Raw genomic sequence first — 14,090 nt, 5'->3', positions numbered from 1 at the left:
CGAAAGGCTATGACATTGCACTATTGCTCGACTTTGGCAAGAAGCGTTCCAAAGAGCGACTTGACCTCATCATCGGTTACATCCTGGCCGGCCTCTGACTTCGATGTCGTAGGGTAGTAAGAACTTGAGCTATTAGATTCGTCTTCGACCATCGCTCGACGGATATCGAGCACCCTCTCGTGTTCAGGCTCAAGTCTCAGCCCATAGCCATTAAGAATGTTCCTCAAGTCCGCTTCGCGGTCGTCGAGCTCATCAGGCGATGAGATATCGTCCAATTTGCTTTGCAGCTCGCCCAGGTACACCCTCAGGGCTTCTCGTGTCGCATCGTAGAGATTGAGGCTACCTTCTCCGCTCTCGCGAATTGCCTTGTTGATAGCGGATATCTCATCGAGACTCAGCTCGTGGCCGCTTTCAAACAGCATGTTCGTCAGCTGGTCAACAAGCGTTCCGATTGATGGCACAAGAAGCTGCCTATCTCGTGTGAGCTCGCCGTAGTGGTTGAGTGCACTTCGGTAGAAGACTTCTCCTGATGCGTCGTGTTCGTCGACGGACAACGACTGCAAAATCTCCTCAACAAATTCAAGCGTACTTCCAGCATCCTCGCCGAAGAAGCGTCCCATCTCCAGCCCCAGGTCGATTGCCATCACCCGCCCCATCACCCCGCTGCGAAGAGTTCTTCGGAGCGCATCCACCCACTCAGACGCCTTCGGAGCAGTCATGTCGAGCGCGTCAACGTTCCTCACGTAGAACTTAAACGCTTCCCCAATTTCCTCGAAAGACTCCATCGCCCCAAGAAGCGAAGACAGAAGCCGGTCCTCAATGATGACTGCACTCACGAAGTCCCGTACGCCAGGATTGCTGAAATCAATTTCGGCACCAAAGGAACTGACGACCGAGCCATCCAAAGGCTTCACTGCTTGCCGAAATCGGCCGATTAGGGGCTCAACGTGGGCCCGGTGCTCGGCGCGTGATACCAGCCGGGAGAAGGTTCGAATCACATCATCAGTATTCGGAATGAAGGCGGAAAAGAAGAGGACGAGCATCACTCTTCTTGAGTCCTCGCTGAAGTGAGAACGATATGGCGTCGCCCACAGCTCGACTGGATTTTCCAGGACACGCGCGACGACTTCTCGTATCGGAGTTGTTTGGTGTCCTTGATAGTCGGGCGAAGTCAGCAAGTCGATTAGCCGTGGACTGAAATTCCTGTGGTCGACCATGTTTAAGTAGAAATGGTCTCGCAAGAGCGCTTCTTTCTCCTCTAGGGTGAGTCCAGAGAAGTAGATGTGGTTGAAGACGATTGCAGCGCGAATCCTTCGCGTGTAGTCGCCCACGTGGATGACGACTTCGGCCGCCTTCAAATCGGCCGACTCGAGTCGTGTGGACTCAAGCTGTGCTTGCCGCAACAGGTAGCCTCGCGTCGTCAGGATGAACCGGATGTCCTTGTTGTAGCGGACTCGGTCGAGGAAAGTCGGTAGCCTCTGGTCAACGTCACGGACCGTGGTGTTCGAAAGACTAATCTGTCCGAGGAAGTCATCGAGCACGATGAGGCGCTTCTCGCCCGGCGTGCAAACCGCCATCGCCTCCTTGAGGTCATCGACGACGAAGACCTTCCAGCCTTGCTCAAGATGGAGCCAGGTCAGAGCACGAGCAAGCGTCGTCTTCCCGACGCCAGGGTCGCCGGCAATGATGAGCGCGCCGCGCCTCTCGAGGACGGCTTCAGCCTTTGCGACGCTGTCGTTGTGCACAAACCGTGGGACCACTCGTTTGATGATGTCAAGCTCGGCATCCGTCCGGTTGTAGACGCCGCTATGGACTATCCGCTCCAGGGTGTGCACATCAGTCAGCCACAGCTTGAAGTGACTTCGAAGAACTTCGGGGTGCCTCGAAAGGAGGTTGTTGAGGTCCTCTTTGCCAAGAACGTCTCCCTTGGCCAAGGGCGCACTGGGCATGGCCGCAATGAGCGCATCCTTCTGATGCGGCGTCAGCGACTGAGAAGTGACAAGGATGTACCGAGTGGGCTTTAGCACCGCGACCTTCGCGTCCTCGGCTCTTGCGGCACGGAGCAATGCCTTCGCGGTGCTGCCGGCGTAGTGCTTGGCTTGAACAATCAAATCCACGCCCGACCTTGCAAAACGGAAGTCAATTCCGCCATCTTTTCCCGGACCAAAGCTCTCGAGACGGATTTGCAATTCGGCTTGAAGAAGGTCTCGAACCAGTCCTTCAAAATCAATCGGAGAAAGCTGATGGAAATCGTGCGATGACACGGCGCTCCCTTTTTGCATTTGACTAGCACCATTGCGTCCGCTGCCTGCGCGGTATCGACTGCGATAGACGTAATGAGATAGTTGGCCGGGTCAATGGCGCGGAGAACCATAAGCGTTCATGATGCCGAAGTGACCGCAGCCAGCCATCTGAGCATGCATTCTGTGCCTCGATGCTGGTGAAATTCGCTTGACTGGCACCGACCGCTTCCAGCCTTATGCCGTCGCCGTAGGCCACCACGTTGAGCCAACCTCACGGGAAGGGGCCTCGACGCCTTGGCCGACCGGTCCGACAGACCCCGTCGCCCAGCCCCTCAAGCCTCTTCCGCGTCCGTCACCTTGTCTTCCGTGTGCGGGGCGTGGCGGGCGAGTTAGGCGTCGGCTGCCTTGCCTGGTTCCAAACTTCAGTGGCGGTAGTCCTCTTCGCGCTGGTGTCGAACAGCGCCCACGACCACGTCGTTGCCGACAATCTCGAATAGCACCACATAGCCCGCGCTGCCAAACGGCACGACCAATTCACGCGAGCGGCCGTTTCCCAGTTCCGCCTTCCGGCAGGTGAAAGGCGACCAGGACAGTAGGCGCATCCCTTCGCGGATCGCGTCGAGCGCGCGTTGAGGCGTCGCCCAATCCGGGGCGTCACTTGCGAGCTCACGTTCGATGGCGAAGTCCTCCAGGCGCAGGAGGTCGGCAACCGCCTCTTCGAGCAGCGTGACGCGATAGACGGGCGTCACCGGCCAGGGCGCCCAGCTGCTCGACGTTTTGCGTCGTCAAGGCGCCCTTGCAAGCCGGCCATGACCTCGTCGACCGTACGGCCGCCGCCTTCTTGCTTCCAACGCTCTATCGCCGCCTCGCCGCGCTTGACGAACTCGGCCTGCACGCGACGCCAGGCTGCGGCCGCAACGACCGCCTCCTCGATGAACTGGGTGAGCGACTCGCCCTCGCGCAAGACGGCTTCGACTTCGGCCCGAACCTCGGGCTCGACGCGGATGGGAGGGAAGGTGGCGGAGCGCATGGCGCGAATGTATAGCAAACGTGCTACGCCAACAATTCGCATCCGGCAGTCGACGCACAAGCCCTCCGCAACTCGATGGGAGTTATGGCGTTCCGACCGTTACGCCTCGTCCGCATCCGACAGCTTGTCCGCATAGCTCGCCACCTTGTCGAGCAGCTCGATCAGCATGGCGCGTTCGCCGGTGGTGAGGCAGCCGCGCAGGTCGTCTTCCATGTGCGGGGCGTGGCGGGCGAGTTCGGCGGCGAGCTCGGCTCCCGGCTCGGTGAGCAGCACTTGCTGTGAGCGGCGGTCGACGCTGCTGCGCACGCGTTCGATGAGGCCGCGCTCTTGCAGGCGGTCGAGCAGGATGGTGAGGTGCGGGGCGGGCAGGGTGAGTGCCTTGCACAGCTGCTTGGGCGCGAGGCCTTTGTTGGCCTGCAGCATGAGCAGCAGCGTGAACTCGACGGGGCGCAGGCTGTAGGGCTTGCCGATATGGCGCTGGAAGAGCGCCTGGGTGGCGACCTTGGCGCGGGCGATGCGATAGCCGATCACCGATTCCATGGCGCGTGGCTCGACAACGGTCTTCTTCGGTTTGGTGTCTGGCATGGCGAGATCATCCCAGGGGCAGGGCGTCGGCCTGAACCAGGGCCCAGTGCACGCGGGCGGCGGGCAGCAGCCAGAGGCGGCCGTGCTCGGCCCAGGCCAGGCGCTGGGTGCGTGCGGGGCTGTCTGCGCAGGCCTGCGCGGCGCGGGCCAGGCGGGCCCAGGCCCAGGCCATGAGGCTGAGGGCGACGCCTTGCAGGTAGTCGTCGGCGACGCGGTAGGGGCGCTCGGGGTCTTGCGCGGTGGCAGCGCGCAGCTGTTCGGTGGCGATGCGGACGGTGTCGGCCTGCTGGGCCAGCTCGGTCGCCCAGGCGGGTAGCGCGGCGGCCTCGCAGGCCTGGGCTTCGGTGGTCAGCAGCGCGAGCAGGGCGGCCAGGTGCTCGGGCTTGCCGAGCATCTTGCGCACGAGCAGGTCGATGGCTTGGATCTCGTTGGTGCCCTCGTAGATCATGGCGATGCGGCTGTCGCGCACGTGCTGCTCGACGCCGTAGTCGTGCATATAGCCGTAGCCGCCCAGCACGCCGAGCGCGCGGTCGGCGCCCTGGTGGCCGAGCTGGGTCAGGTAGGCCTTGACGACGGGGGTGAGCACGGCGAGCAGGGTCTGGGCTTCAAGCCGCTCGGCGGTGCTTTCGGCGTGTTGGGCGCGGTCCAGCTGCTGGCCGGTGGCATAGGCCAGCACGCGGGCGCCTTCGGCCTGGGCGCGCAGGTCGAGCAGGATGCGGCGGATGGCCGGGTGCTGGGCGATGAAGTCGGGCCCCCCGTTGGAGCCCGGCGCGCGGGACTGGCGGCGCTCTTGCGCATAGCCTTCGGCAATCTGGGTGGCGGCCTCCAGGTGGCCGACGCCCTGCAGCCCGACGAGCACGCGGGCCGAGTTCATCATCAGGAACATCGCGGCTAGGCCGCCGCCGGGCTCGCCCAGCAGCCAGCCTTCGGCGGCTTCAAAGCGCATCTGGCAGGTGGCGCTCCCGTGGATGCCCATCTTGTGCTCGATGCCGTCGCAGTGGACGCTGTTGCGCCGCCCGTCGGGCAGGGTCTTGGGCACGAGGAAAAGCGAGAGCCCGCGCGTGCCGGCGGGGGCATCGGGCAGGCGCGCCAGCACCAGGTGCAGGATGTTGGCGGTGAGGTCGTGCTCGCCCCCTGAGATGAAGATCTTGCTGCCGGTGATGCGAACCGTGTCGCCATTCGCTACCGCGCCTGGAGTCACCGGCTCGGCCTTGCAGCGCAGCAGCGCGAGGTCGCTGCCGGCGGCGGGCTCGGTGAGGTTCATGGTCACGAGCGTCTCGCCCGACACGACCTCGGCCAGGTAGCGGTCGCGAAGCAGCGGCGTGGCCGTGTGGCGCAGGGCTTCGTAGGCGCCGTGCAGCAGGCCGGCGTACATGGTCCAGCCGTGGTTGGCGGCGGGCAGCATCTCGAAGAGCGCGACATTGAGCAGCTGCGGCAGGCCCTGGCCGCCGTCGGCCTCGTCGCAGGCCAGGGCGGGCCAGCCGCCTTCCACAAAGCGCTGCCAGGCGGCTGGGTAGCCGTCGGGGGTGCGGACCTCGCCAGCCTGCCAACGGCAGCCTTGCAGGTCGCCCGGGCCGTTGAGCGGCGCGAGCGTGTCGGTGGCCAGGCGGCCGGCTTGCTGCAGCACTTCGCGGGCGAGGTCGGCATCGGCGACCGACAGGGCCGGCAGGCGCTGCCAGTCAGTCGGTGCTTGCAGCACCTGCTCGATGACGAACTGCATCGAGTCGAGCGGCGGGGTGTAGGCCATCAACCTCTCACGCGGGCTGGGGCTTGCGCTTGGCGCCGAGGTAGGCGTCGATCACGCGGTCGTCCTGCGCCAGCTCTCGGGCCGGGCCGGAGAGCACGATCTCGCCGTTCTCGATCACGTAGCCGTGGTCAGCCACTTCAAGTGCGGCGCGGGCGTTCTGCTCGACGAGCAGGATGCTCACGCCGGTGGCGCGCAGGCGCTGGATGGTGGTGAAGATCTCCTGCACCACCAGCGGCGCGAGGCCGAGGCTGGGCTCGTCAAGCATCAGCAGCTTGGGCTGGCTCATCATGGCGCGGCCCAGGGCCAGCATCTGCCGCTCGCCGCCCGAGAGTGTGCCGGCCAGTTGGCGGCGGCGCTCCTTGAGGCGCGGGAAGAGCTGGTAGACGACCTCGATCTGGTTCATCCAGTCACGTTGGCCCAGGCGCATGGGGCGGTAGCCGCCCAGCACGAGGTTGTCCTCGACCGGCATGGTGGTGAAGAGCTCGCGCTTCTCGGGCACGAGGGCGATGCCTTGCATCACCCGCTCTTCGAGCGATGCGCCTTGCAACGACTGGCCGTCAAAGCGGATCTCGCCGCGCGCGGGCAGCACGCCCATCAAGGCATTGAGCAGGGTGGACTTGCCGGCGCCGTTGGGGCCGATGACGGTGAGCACCGAGCCGGGCTGCAATTGCAGCGCAAGGCCGCTGAGCACCTCGGCACGGCCGTAGCCGGCGTGCAGGTCGCGGACGTCGAGCAATGGGGTGTTGGTGGCTTGGGTCATCTCAGTGCTCCATGCCCAGGTAGGCGGCGCGCACCTGCGGGCTGGCCTGCACCTCGGCGGGCGTGCCTTCCATCAGCTTGGTGCCGAACTCCATCACCACGATGCGGTCGGTGAGGTCCATGACGAACTCCATGTCGTGCTCGACGAGCAGCAGGCTCATGCCCTCGCCCTTGAGCTGGCGCAGCACGCGCCCGAGGCTTTGCTTCTCCTGGTGGCGCAGGCCGGCGGCGGGTTCGTCCAGCAGCAGCAGCACCGGGTCGGCGCACAGCGCGCGGGCAATCTCCATCAGCCGGGCCTGGCCCAGGGCCAGGTTGCCGGCGGGCTCGTGCATCTGCTCGCGCAGGCCCACGCGCTCCAGCTGGCGCTCGGCCTCGCGGAAGAGGCGGCGCTCTTCGTCGCGCGCCAGGCCCGCCACCGAGCGCAGGATGCCCGCGTGGCTGCGCAGATAGCCGCCCAGCGCCACGTTCTCGAGCACGCTCATCTCGGGCAGCATCTTGACGTGCTGGAAGGTGCGCGAGACGCCGCGCCGCGCGATCAGGCGCGAGGGCAGGCCGCCGATTTCTTCGCCCAGCAGGCGCACGCGGCCATTGCTGAGCGAGGCCACGCCGGTGATCAGGTTGAAGGTGGTGGACTTGCCCGCGCCATTGGGGCCGAGCAGGCCAACGATCTCGCCGGCCTTGATGTCGAAGCTCACGTCATTGACGGCCACCAGGCCACCAAAGACCTTGCGCACCTCGACCACCTCCAGCAGGGTCTGGCCTTGCTGGGGCTTGTCGCGCAGCGGCAGGGCGGCGGCGGCCTCCCAGTCGCGCTTGCGCTGGCCGATGGCCAGCAGCTTGGGCAGCCAGGGCTCCAGGTAGGGCCACAGGCCCTTGGGCGCGTGCTTGAGCAGCAGCACGACGATGGCGCCCAGCACCGGCAGCTCGTAGTTGCCCGTGCCGATGAAGCGCGGCAGCCAGACCTGGATCTGGTCCTCCAGCAGCTTGATGACGGTGGCGCCGGTGAAGGCCCCCCACACGCTGCCCACGCCGCCCAGCACGGCCATGAAGAGGTATTCGATGCCCTTGCCCAGCGAGAAGGGCGAGGGGTTGATGGCGCGCTGGAAGTGCGCAAACAGCCAGCCCGAGACGCTGGCCAGCAGCGCCGCGATCAGGAAGACCTTGACCTTGTAGCCAAAGGTCGAGACGCCCATGGCCTCGGCCATCACGCTGCCGCCGTGCAGCGCGCGGATGGCACGCCCGGGGCGCGAGTCCAGCAACCGCAGCACGCCGGCCGCCGCGATGAGCGCCACGGTCCAGATCACCAGGCAGTAGGCGCGCTCATGCGTCAGGGCCAGGCTGCCGATGGACAGCGGCGGGATGCTGAGCAGGCCGTCGTACTTGCCCAGGAACTCCATGTTGGACATGGTGTAGTACAGCGCCAGCGCCCAGGCGATGGTGGCCAGCGGCAGGTAGTGGCCCGACATGCGCAGCGTGAGCAGCGCCAGCACCAGGGCCACGCTGGCCGTGATGGCCAGCCCGAGGAAGAGCCCCAGCCAAGGCGAGATGCCCTGCACCGAGCTGATGTAGGCGCTGGCATAGGCCCCGAGGCCCACAAAGGCCGCCTGCCCGAAGGACGTGAGGCCCGCCACGCCGGTGAGCAGCACCACGCCCAGGCTGGCGATGGCGAAGAGGCCGATGTAGTTGAGGTTGGTGATCCAGAGGTCGGGCACCGGGGTCTGCGACATCAGCAGCACGGCGGCCGCGATGAGCAGGAAGCGAAGGCGAATGGCGTTCATGATCAGTGCTCCTCGTGGTGCGGGTCGCGCAGGGAGCGCCACAGGAGGAAGGGCAGGATGGCGGTGAACACGATCACCTCTTTGAACGCGCTGGACCAGAAGGCGCCAAAGGCCTCCAGGATGCCGATAGCCAGGGCGCCGATGGCCGCCTGCGGGTAGCTTGCGAGGCCGGCAAACACAGCGGCGACGAAGCCCTTGAGGCCGATCAGGAAGCCGCTGTCGTAGAAGACCGTCGTGGTCGGGCCGATCAAGAGGCCCGACAGGGCGCCGATGAAGGCCGCCAACGTGAAGGACAGGCGGCCGGCATTGACGGTGGAGATGCCCATCAGCCGCGCACCGAGGCGGTTGACGGCGGTGGCGCGCAAGGCGCGGCCGCGCAGCGTGCGCTCGAAGAACAGCCACATCAGGCCCATCAGCGCGACGGTGGCCAGCATGGTGATGACGGCCTGGCCGCTGAGCAGCACGGGGCCGACGTTGAAGCGCTCGTCCCAGAACGGCGGGGTGCGGAAGCCCTCGGCGCCGAAGAAGATGAGGCCGAGGCCGGCGAGGATGAAGTGCACGCCGACCGACACGATCAGCAGCACCAGCACCGAGGCATCGGCGATGGATTCATAGGCGAGGCGGTAGACCAGGGACCCCAGCGGCACCACCAGCGCAATCGACAGCAAGGCCTGCACCAGCAGCGGCAGCCCCAGCGGCGCGGCGTAGAAGGTGAAGGCGCTGATGGCCACCGGGTAGGCCAGCACCCGCGCCATGGCCTTGGCTGTAGTGGCCATGCCGCGCTTGGCGCGCAGGCCATTGACCAGCTCCTGCAAGGCGGCGAGGCCCGCCAGCATCAGCAGCAACCACACGGTGCCCGGCACCTGGCGGTTCTGCAGCAGCGCGAGGGTCAGCGCACCGAAGGCAACGAACTCACCCTGCGGGATGAAGATGACCCGCGTGATGGTGAAGAGCAGCACCGTGGCCAGCCCCAGCAGCGCGTAGATGGCGCCATTGGAGAGGCCGTCGATGAGCAGGATGCTGGCAATCGAGAGGTCCATGGGAAATCCAGGTAAAGGCCGATCGGCCCCACCCGGCGGACGGGGACTCGATCAGGCCAGCAGAAGGGCGGTGCAAGAGCACCGCCCGCTGCGATACATCAGCAGGTTCAGTTGACCTGCCAGTCGCCGTTGACCACCTTGAGCATCACACCGGTTTCAATGGTGAAGCCCCAGTGGTTGTCCTTGGTGTAGTTGACGACGCCTTGCGACAGCACGGTGCGGCCGAGGTTTTCCATCGCGTTGCGCAGCGCGACACGGAACTCGGGCGTGCCGGGCTTGGCGGTCTTCAGGGCGATGGGGATGATCTTCTCCAGCAACAGGCCGAGGTCATAGCCATGGGCTGCGAACTGGTTGCGCGAGCCGGGGCCGTAGATCTTTTCGTACTTCTGCACGTAGTCCAGGGCCAGGGCCTTGGAGGGGTGCGAAGCCGGCAGCTGCTCGGCCACCACGGCGGGGCCGGAGACGACGAAGGCACCTTCGACGTCCTTGCCACCAATGCGCATCAGGTCGCGCGAGGCGGCGGCGTGGGTCTGGTAGACCTTGCCCTTGTAGCCACGCTCCATCACGCCCTTGTGCGGCATGGCGGCGCCGGAGCCGGAGGCCACGACGAGGATGGCATCGGGATTGGCGGCAACGAGCTTCAGCGCCTGGGCGGTGACGGCGGTGTCAGCGCGGGCGAAGCGTTCGGTGGCGATGATCTTGATGCCGTTGCCGTTCTTCTCCAGCTCGGCGGTCAGGTCCTTGAGCCAGCTCTCGCCGTAGGCGTCGGAGTAGCCGAGGAAGCCAATGGTCTTGATGCCCTGGGCCTTCATGTGCTCGACCATGGGGTGGGCCATGATGGCGTTGGCCTGCGCGATGCGGAAGCTCCAGGCGTCCTTGCCCGGGGGCAGCGGGCCAGGCGAGACCATGATCTGCATGGTTTGCGCTTCAGCCAGGGGGCCGGCCATGGCGACGGCGACGGGCGTGGCGGCCGAGCCGATGACGAGGTCAGCCTTGTCTTCGACGACGAAGCGGTTGGCGTTCTGCACGCCCTTGGTCGGGTCGGTGGCGTCGTCATAGACGACGACCTTGAGGTTCTGGCCAGCAATGCTGGTGGGCCACATCTTGATGCCGTTGCCGACGGGGATGCCGAGGCCGGAGGCCGGGCCCGTCAGCGGCAGGCTCACGCCGATGGTCACGTCGGCCTGCACGAGGCTGGTGGCGGCCAGCGCCGCCGCAGCGACGAGGGTCCGCAAGGTGTTGATTCGCATGAATGTCTCCAGGAGTGGTTTGCAGTGGAAAAGCGCTGGTTCTCTCTCAGCGCGGGGCCATGCGCAGTGCACCATCTAGGCGGATGACTTCTCCGTTCAGGTGCCCATTGGTCACAAAGTGCGCTGCCAGTGCAGCAAATTCACTTGGCTGACCAAGACGCTTGGGAAAGGGGATGGAGGCGGCGAGGTTGGCCTGCACCTCCTCCGGAAGTTCTTTGAGCAAGGGCGTGGCGAAGAGCCCGGGCGCGATGGTGCAGACCCGGATGCCGTGCTGGGCCAGATCCCGCGCCAGCGGCAGGGTCATGCCCACCACGCCGGCCTTGGACGCCGAATAGGCCTCCTGCCCGACCTGGCCGTCAAACGCCGCCACAGACGCCGTGCACAGGATGGCCCCGCGCTCGCCGTCGTCCAGCGGCTCCAGCTTGGCGATGCGCGCGGCGGCCAGGCGGATGACGTTGTAGGTGCCGATCAGGTTGATGCGCACCACGCGCTCGAAGTCTTCGAGCGGCGCGGGGTTGCCGTCGCGGCCGACGACGCGCTTGGCCGTGCCGATGCCGGCGATGTTCATCAGGATGCGGGCCGGGCCGTGGGCGGCCTCGGCGGCATCGAGTGCGGCCTGCACCGAGGCGGTGTCGGTGATGTCGCAGGGGCAGGCCAGGCCGCCGATGTCGGCCGCCACGCGCTGGGCGTTGGCGGCGTTGATGTCGAGCACGGCGACCTTGGCACCTTGCGCGGCCAGCTCGCGGGCCACAGCCTCGCCGAGGCCGGAGCCGCCACCTGTGACCAGTGCTGCGTGAGAGGCGATCTTCATGGGGTTTCCTGAGGGGCCGCTTGGGGGAGCAAGAGCCAGGGGTCGGCAGGCTCACCGCAATACAGGGCCTCGACCAGCTGGGCGCGATGTTGCACCACGGCGCGCACATTGATGGAGTTCTTGTCGGTGACCTCGCCTTGCGCCAGCGAGGGCGGCTCGACGAGCAAATACATGCGCTCGACCCGGTTGGCGCTGCCGGTGCCTTGCGCGTGGAGCTGGTCCACGAGGCGCTGGAAGACCTCGCGCACGGCCGGGTGGCGCAGCACGTCGGCCGCGCTGGCGGCATCCCCGAGGCCGCTGAGCGCCCGGCAGTCGGGCAGGCGCGGGAAGATCATCACGCCGAGTTCATCGCGGTTGATGCCGGTGAGCACGGCGTCCTGCACATAGGGGTGGCCCTGCAGCACGATGCGCGTGCGCAGCGGGCCCACGCTCACAAAGGTGCCGGTGCTGAGCTTGAAGTCCTCGGCAATGCGGCCGTCAAACAGCAGGCCCAGCTCCAAGCGCTCGGGGTCCACAAAGCACGCGGCATCGCCGGTGCGGTAGAAGCCTTCTTCGTCGAAGGCCGCTGCCGTCAGCTCGGGCTCGCGCCAGTAGCCGGGCATCACATTGGGGCCGCGGAAGCGCACTTCCTGCTTGCCGTCCATGGGCACCAACTTCACATCCACGCCCGGGCAGGGCAGGCCGATGTAGCCGGCGCGGGCATGCGTGCCGACGACGAACATGCAGGACGGCGCGGTCTCGGTCATCCCCAGGCCCGAGAGCACGCGGATGCGCTCGCCGATGGTGGCGACGGCGTGCTCGTCGAGCTTGTCCCACACCGCCTGCGAGAGACCGGCGGCGGCAAACATGATGGCGTTCAAGCGTCGAAAGAAGCACTCGCGCAGCTCGGCGTCGTGGTCCATGGCCTTGGCGATCTCTTCCAGCCCCTTGGGCACATTGAAGTAGACCGTGGGCGAGATCTCTTTGAGATTGCGCACCGTCAGCGGCAGGCCAGCCGGCGTGGGCTTGCCATCGTCGATGTAGAGGCTGCCGCCGTTGTAGAGCGCGATGCCGATGTTGTGGTTGCCGCCAAAGGTGTGGCTCCAGGGCAGCCAGTCCAGCAGGATGGGCGGCTCGTCGCCCAGGAAGGCCATGCACTGGCGCAGCATCTGCTGGTTGGCGCTGAGCATGCGCTGCGTGGTGACCACGCCCTTGGGCCGCGCCGTGCTGCCGCTGGTGAACAGGATCTTGACGATGGTGTCAGGCCCCACGCTCGCGTGCGCCGCCGCCACGCGCGCGCCCGGGGGCGTGGCCAGCAGCTCGGCAAAGGGGCGGGTGCTGCGGTCGGGCAAGGTGCCTTGGCCCATCACCACGGGCACGTCGGCGGCGATGGTGGCGGCCACCGCGCGGCCAAAGCCTTCATGCGCGGCATAGACCAGGCCGGGCGTCGTGATGTCCACGATGTGGCGCAGGCGCGCGAAGTCAGTCGACAGCAGCGCATAGGCTACCGACACGCTCACAAAGGGCACGCCCGCCCACATCGCGCCCATCATCAGCGCGGCGTGTTCGAGGCTGTTGTCCGACAGGATGACGAGCGGCCGCTCCACCGTCACGCCGGCGTCGAGCAAGGCCTGGCCGATGGACTTGGCTTGCGTGAGCAGCTCGGCATAGCTGAGGCGCTGCCAGGCACCTTGCGCATTGCGCTGGGCCAGGGCGGTGCGCTCGGGGGCTTCGCGGGCCCAGCGCTCCAGCACGTCGGTCAGGCTGGCCGGGTAGGGCTCCAGCGGCTCCTTGGAGCTCAGCACCTGCACGCCGTCGTCGCGGACGCTCAGGAAGGCGTCCGTGCAGCCGCCCACGCGGGCAAAGCGGTGGGGCGCCGAGGACGTGGACCCACTCATGACTTCACAACCTTCTCGGCCCGGCCCTGCAGGAAGGCCTCCAGCCGCGCCTGCGCCTCGGGCGTGCTGGCGGCGATGGACGACATCAGCGACTCGGTGAACAGGCCTTCGCTGGGGCTCTGCTCGGCAATGCGCGGCAGTGCGTGCATCACGGCAAAGGCGGTCATGGGGGCGGTCTTGGCGGCGCGCTGGGCCAGGGCCATGGCCTTTTCCAGCGCTTCGCCCTCGCCGACCAGGTACTGCACCAGGCCATAGCGCTCGGCCTCGTCGGCGCTGTAGACGCGGCCGGTCAGCATCATGTCGGTCATGCGCGAGACGCCCATCAGGCGCGGGATGCGCACCGAGCCGCCACCGCCCACGAAGATGCCGCGCTGCCCCTCGGGCAGGCCAAAGTAGGCGCCCGAGTCCGCCACGCGGATGTGGCAGGCGGCGGCCAGCTCCAGCCCCCCGCCCACCACCGCGCCATGCAGCGCGGCGATGACGGGCACCTTGCCGTACTGCAAGGCATCAAAGGCGGCATGCCAGGAGCGCGAGTGCAGCACCGCGCCGCCGATGTCGCGCTTGACCAGCTCCGACAAGTCCAGCCCCGCGCAAAAGTGCTCGCCCTCACCGCTGATCAGGATGGCGCCGACATCGGCCGGCAGGTTGATCACGGCGGTGTGGATCTGGGCAATCAGCGCGTCCGAGATCGCATTGCGCTTGGCAGGCCGGTTGAGCCGGATGTGCAGCACACGCTCGACCTGGCTGATCTGCAGCAGGTCGGTGGCGGTGCTTGGGTTCGGGCTCAGGGTGGCGCTGGGTGGGGTGGCGTTCATGAGGTTCAGTTGTTTACTGTCGTGAACTACATGATGACATCATTGGTGAGTCTCCGGTGCATTTCAAGCCCGTAGTCCAGGTACTTTCCCTAGTGATTGACCCCCGTGGATCCACGAACTTGACCGCCCATCGACGCGGAACTTGATTACAAAAA

Annotated in this window: 12 protein-coding genes; all 12 read right to left on the bottom strand. The window is 66.4% G+C overall.

Annotated features, from left to right (window positions below):
- Positions 1 to 20: 20 nt before the first annotated feature.
- Positions 21 to 2,264 carry an nSTAND3 domain-containing NTPase gene (locus ABDJ85_RS02655; RefSeq protein ID WP_347703180.1) on the bottom strand — a complete coding sequence of 748 codons (2,244 nt, stop codon included), beginning with the start codon at positions 2,262 to 2,264 and terminating at the stop codon, positions 21 to 23.
- A 401-nt stretch (positions 2,265 to 2,665) separates the two neighbouring features.
- Positions 2,666 to 2,992: a type II toxin-antitoxin system RelE/ParE family toxin gene (locus ABDJ85_RS02650; protein ID WP_347703179.1), complete on the bottom strand. Its 327-nt coding sequence runs from the start codon at positions 2,990 to 2,992 to the stop codon at positions 2,666 to 2,668.
- Entirely contained in the window at positions 2,989 to 3,273 is a 285-nt protein-coding gene (locus ABDJ85_RS02645; protein ID WP_347703178.1) for a YlcI/YnfO family protein, read from the bottom strand. The genes ABDJ85_RS02650 and ABDJ85_RS02645 overlap by 4 nt, the downstream gene beginning before the upstream one ends.
- A gap of 99 nt (positions 3,274 to 3,372) precedes the next feature.
- The gene (locus tag ABDJ85_RS02640) at positions 3,373 to 3,858 is read right to left on the bottom strand and encodes a MarR family winged helix-turn-helix transcriptional regulator (RefSeq protein WP_347703177.1); all 486 of its coding nucleotides are present in this window, start codon (positions 3,856 to 3,858) and stop codon (positions 3,373 to 3,375) included.
- 7 nt (positions 3,859 to 3,865) lie between these two features.
- Positions 3,866 to 5,605: an acyl-CoA dehydrogenase family protein gene (locus tag ABDJ85_RS02635; protein ID WP_347703176.1), complete on the bottom strand. Its 1,740-nt coding sequence runs from the start codon at positions 5,603 to 5,605 to the stop codon at positions 3,866 to 3,868.
- Between the two features lie 7 nt (positions 5,606 to 5,612).
- Complete coding sequence (locus ABDJ85_RS02630; protein ID WP_347703175.1) at positions 5,613 to 6,365, bottom strand: ABC transporter ATP-binding protein; 753 nt, start codon at positions 6,363 to 6,365, stop codon at positions 5,613 to 5,615.
- 1 nt (position 6,366) lies between these two features.
- Positions 6,367 to 8,142 (bottom strand): branched-chain amino acid ABC transporter ATP-binding protein/permease, encoded by a 1,776-nt coding sequence (locus ABDJ85_RS02625; protein WP_347703174.1) that lies wholly within the window; start codon positions 8,140 to 8,142, stop codon positions 6,367 to 6,369.
- Between the two features lie 2 nt (positions 8,143 to 8,144).
- Positions 8,145 to 9,182, bottom strand: coding sequence for a branched-chain amino acid ABC transporter permease (locus tag ABDJ85_RS02620; RefSeq protein WP_347703173.1), 1,038 nt, complete (start codon positions 9,180 to 9,182; stop codon positions 8,145 to 8,147).
- Between the two features lie 107 nt (positions 9,183 to 9,289).
- Complete coding sequence (locus ABDJ85_RS02615) at positions 9,290 to 10,432, bottom strand: ABC transporter substrate-binding protein (RefSeq protein WP_347703172.1); 1,143 nt, start codon at positions 10,430 to 10,432, stop codon at positions 9,290 to 9,292.
- A 46-nt stretch (positions 10,433 to 10,478) separates the two neighbouring features.
- Positions 10,479 to 11,243 (bottom strand): SDR family NAD(P)-dependent oxidoreductase, encoded by a 765-nt coding sequence (locus ABDJ85_RS02610; protein ID WP_347703171.1) that lies wholly within the window; start codon positions 11,241 to 11,243, stop codon positions 10,479 to 10,481.
- The gene (locus tag ABDJ85_RS02605; protein ID WP_347703170.1) at positions 11,240 to 13,120 is read right to left on the bottom strand and encodes a feruloyl-CoA synthase; all 1,881 of its coding nucleotides are present in this window, start codon (positions 13,118 to 13,120) and stop codon (positions 11,240 to 11,242) included. Before ABDJ85_RS02605 ends, ABDJ85_RS02610 begins: the two co-directional genes overlap by 4 nt.
- Positions 13,117 to 13,935 (bottom strand): crotonase/enoyl-CoA hydratase family protein, encoded by an 819-nt coding sequence (locus tag ABDJ85_RS02600; RefSeq protein ID WP_347703169.1) that lies wholly within the window; start codon positions 13,933 to 13,935, stop codon positions 13,117 to 13,119. Before ABDJ85_RS02600 ends, ABDJ85_RS02605 begins: the two co-directional genes overlap by 4 nt.
- Positions 13,936 to 14,090: the final 155 nt, after the last annotated feature.

It is taken from the genome of Roseateles paludis, from assembly GCF_039872745.1.
Taxonomy (GTDB): Bacteria; Pseudomonadota; Gammaproteobacteria; order Burkholderiales; family Burkholderiaceae_C; genus Pelomonas; species Pelomonas paludis.
Note: the sequence above shows the minus strand (reverse complement) of the source record. Positions and strands in the feature narration are given on the sequence as shown.

Excerpts from the sequence above, each read along its gene's own strand:
- ABDJ85_RS02645 (WP_347703178.1), bottom strand. The coding sequence starts at position 3,273 with ATGCGCTCCGCCACCTTCCCTCCCATCCGCGTCGAGCCCGAGGTTCGG.
- ABDJ85_RS02640 (WP_347703177.1), bottom strand. The coding sequence starts at position 3,858 with ATGCCAGACACCAAACCGAAGAAGACCGTTGTCGAGCCACGCGCCATG.
- ABDJ85_RS02635 (WP_347703176.1), bottom strand. The coding sequence starts at position 5,605 with ATGGCCTACACCCCGCCGCTCGACTCGATGCAGTTCGTCATCGAGCAG.
- ABDJ85_RS02630 (WP_347703175.1), bottom strand. The coding sequence starts at position 6,365 with ATGACCCAAGCCACCAACACCCCATTGCTCGACGTCCGCGACCTGCAC.
- ABDJ85_RS02625 (WP_347703174.1), bottom strand. The coding sequence starts at position 8,142 with ATGAACGCCATTCGCCTTCGCTTCCTGCTCATCGCGGCCGCCGTGCTG.
- ABDJ85_RS02620 (WP_347703173.1), bottom strand. The coding sequence starts at position 9,182 with ATGGACCTCTCGATTGCCAGCATCCTGCTCATCGACGGCCTCTCCAAT.
- ABDJ85_RS02615 (WP_347703172.1), bottom strand. The coding sequence starts at position 10,432 with ATGCGAATCAACACCTTGCGGACCCTCGTCGCTGCGGCGGCGCTGGCC.
- ABDJ85_RS02610 (WP_347703171.1), bottom strand. The coding sequence starts at position 11,243 with ATGAAGATCGCCTCTCACGCAGCACTGGTCACAGGTGGCGGCTCCGGC.
- ABDJ85_RS02605 (WP_347703170.1), bottom strand. The coding sequence starts at position 13,120 with ATGAGTGGGTCCACGTCCTCGGCGCCCCACCGCTTTGCCCGCGTGGGC.
- ABDJ85_RS02600 (WP_347703169.1), bottom strand. The coding sequence starts at position 13,935 with ATGAACGCCACCCCACCCAGCGCCACCCTGAGCCCGAACCCAAGCACC.